1 protein-coding gene and 3 tRNA genes are annotated in these 3,260 nt (G+C 52.5%); all 4 read right to left on the bottom strand.

The features are described 5' to 3' along the window. Window positions 1-668: 668 nt before the first annotated feature. Window positions 669-741, bottom strand: a tRNA-Glu gene (locus ACT3TP_RS18490). Between the two features lie 48 nt (window positions 742-789). After that, window positions 790-861: transfer RNA gene (locus ACT3TP_RS18485), tRNA-Gln, on the bottom strand. 299 nt (window positions 862-1,160) lie between these two features. Continuing rightward, a tRNA-Pro gene (locus ACT3TP_RS18480) sits at window positions 1,161-1,234 on the bottom strand. A gap of 95 nt (window positions 1,235-1,329) precedes the next feature. Continuing rightward, window positions 1,330-2,706, bottom strand: coding sequence for an FAD-binding oxidoreductase (locus ACT3TP_RS18475; RefSeq protein WP_096286796.1), 1,377 nt, complete (start codon window positions 2,704-2,706; stop codon window positions 1,330-1,332). Window positions 2,707-3,260: the final 554 nt, after the last annotated feature.

The raw sequence follows: 3,260 nt of genomic DNA, 5'->3' as shown, positions 1-3,260 counted from the left end.
CCCTTATTCTCTCTATGACCGGACTTCATCTCGGTAGACACTGTCAAAGTTCAACAGGCCTAGACCGCACCCGACACACGGTTGCTTGCTCACTATTGACCTCCGAATAATCACTATCGCTGAATGCTTCGATGCTTATGCGCAGTGACGTTCAATTTCGGCATGCCGAGGCGCCCAACAGTTTGAGAGGCCAGGCAGCGCGAAGATGGGAAACGCAGACTCCCTTCCGATGAGATGGTTCCACCGGCCGGCATCCGAGATGAAATTGATAAACCCAGACGTTGAGCTGGCGTCCCCGGGCTGGAACCTCGACCAGTCGAAGGGTGAAACTTGGCTAAGTGAATCCCCGTTGCTGAACATCTCGTGGATCCCACTGCCCTCGATGACATCACCGGGCGCAAACTACGGCAGTACTTAAACCCGGTCCACAGGCATCGTTGCATTCGCGACCGACTGTAGTGACACAATGCGGGTAGGCCGTGTGTCTGTCCCGGCCACTCAACCACCAGCTAGCGCATCGTTCGTTCCCGTGGTGATACTGCCGTTCGCCTCGCTCCGACAGAAGATGCTGAAGTAACAGTAACGCGTGCGCAAAGGATGGCCACGAAGTTCGATGAGCGTAATCTTAAAGCAAAAAACGCGGAACCGAAGTTCCGCGTTTTGATGTGTGACCCCAACGGGATTCGAACCCGTGTTGCCGCCGTGAGAGGGCGGAGTACTAGGCCGCTATACGATGGGGCCGTACGCCGAAGATTTCTCTTCAACTCACCAAATTACTCTGGTGAAGCGCTGGGATACCAGGACTCGAACCTAGAATGACGGAACCAGAAACCGTTGTGTTGCCAATTACACCATATCCCAATGTGACTTGGCTTCCTCAGTGAAGACCATCAAGATCATTCTCTTCGAAATGCCTTAGCACGAGATATAACTATACATAAGAAAACTCGTTTAGGCATCTTTTGAGCCCTTCTCCTCGAGTGATCTACAGCTCTATTGTGTTGAGGTGCAGTTTTACGTCAAAACAGAGCCCGACTACAGGTACGCGGGGAGTGGAACGGCGGGCTTGGATACCTCTGGCGATGGACGGTGAAATATGCGCACGACACCCTCAACCAAAAATAAGGGGGTCCCTAGGGACCCCCTTATTCATTTGCTAGTCGGGATAACAGGATTTGAACCTGCGACCTCGTCGTCCCGAACGACGCGCGCTACCAAGCTGCGCTATATCCCGTAACTCTACAACGGTTATACACTACACCCGGGGATGCGTCTGTGCTAAATCTGCCAGTGAGCTATTGAAGAAGGAACGGACGTCGTTCAAGGAAACTAAAGTGCCTTGCCGGGGTTGAGAATATTCCTCGGGTCAAACAGCGCTTTGATTTCTTGCTGGAGAAGCAGAACGTCAGCAGTTTGTTCCCAGCTCAACCAATCGCGTTTGATAAGGCCGACTCCATGTTCACCGGTGATGGTTCCGCCCATCTCGATGGCCAATCGAATTGATCCTTCCAATGCCTTAGAAAGTCTCGCCAGAGGATCGACTCCGGCACCGGGTTCAACCGAGAATGTAGGATGCAGGTTGCCGTCCCCCGCATGGGCAATGACTCTGACATCTACCTCGTGAGAGTAAGCGATCTGTCGCAGTTCTCGCACGTAGTCGGACATCTTGCTCTTTGGCACTGCAATGTCCTCCCCCATGCGATAGGCATCGTCTTTAGTATCTCCACGGCTTGTTCGCCGCATTTCGATAAGCGTTGTGGCTTCGTCCGCACCGGAGTCGCTGAGGGTTACTTCTTGGTTCTCGAAGGTCTCGCGAATGACAGCTTCTTCCTTTTCGGCGCCATATCCATCCACCCTGACTAAGAGCATGGCACCACCATGCGCTGCATAGTTGGTCGAGTATTGATCATCTAAGATTTCGATAGTCGGCAAATCAAGGAGCTCCAGAATGGCCGGCTGTACGCGGGCGCGGGCTATGCGTTGAACGCCAAGGACTGCTGCTTCCAAACTTGGGAATAACATCGAGATGTCGCGCTCATCCACCGGCAAATATCGTAAGCGCAGCACCGCGCGCACCACGACGCCAAGTGTTCCCTCCGAACCGGTAAACAATCCGGTGAGGTCGTAGCCTGCAACACCTTTGAAGGTATTACGTCCCAGATGAACTAAACGGCCATCCGACAGAACAACGTCTACAGCAAGTACCGATTCACGTGTCACTCCGTATTTGGCACAGCGTAGACCACCAGCATTGGTGGCAATATTGCCACCAATGGTAGACATCTTATAGCTGGCCGGATCCGGTGCGTACATGAGACCGTGTTCGGAGACAGCTACGTTCAAGTCATAGTTGATCACTCCAGGTTCCACCACCGCGACTTCGTCTTCGGGGCGAACTTCCACGATTCGGTTCATCTGCATGAGGTTCAGGACAATGCACTTACCGGTTACGTGAACGCCTCCGGATACACCGGTACCGGCACCACGCGAAACAACGGGCATGCGATGTTCGTAGGCCAGTCGCATTACCTTTTGGACGTCTTCAACCGTTCGGGGGTAAACCACGGCCAGAGGCATGATGGGGTCGCCGACGAATTGCCCGAAGTCCCGGGAATTCTCCAGTAGTACTTCTGCGCGCTGTTCCAGTTGCTCAGCAGAAAGCACTGTGTTCAGTTGGATAAGAAAATCTGACTGCGTTTCTGACATAAGACGTCCTTGTCGTATGATCCGGAGATTCTGTGGTCGTCGATCTTCCGCAGCCTAATCGAATACTTCCAGTCGGGAAGATATCTTGTCATCGTAATCAACCCAGGGGCCCAGCTAGGCTCCATACCAACTGAATCTGCTACTTACCTCGGAAGTCGAGCATATCCTGTCGTTACATATAGATCAGTGTTTGTTGAGCAGGTAGTATCTTCTCGATGTGTTTTCTCTTGACGGGAATCGAATTGGTAGCGTCGAGATCTAGGCAGCGATGACTCTATACTCGTGAACGTAGAATCACACCATGAGGAAATGCATTCGGCTGTCGTCATCGTCGGACATACCGTCCACCCATTATCCAAGCATCCCTGTTTAACGCCATTTCGCGCGTGACTAACCTTGTACGGTTTCGAATAAAGCAGAGTCAAGCACTTATCGATTGGTGCCACAAGGTCGGAGTCGACGCCGCGTATATTGACGGATGAACTTACGCCATATAACAAAACGCGGGTCGAAGATCCCTGCCTATGGGCATGAGCATCAGCGAACATCAGAAC

Origin of the sequence: Glutamicibacter sp. AOP38-B1-38 (assembly GCF_052377485.1) — a bacterium.
GTDB lineage: Bacteria > Actinomycetota > Actinomycetes > Actinomycetales > Micrococcaceae > Glutamicibacter.
Note: the sequence above shows the minus strand (reverse complement) of the source record. Positions and strands in the feature narration are given on the sequence as shown.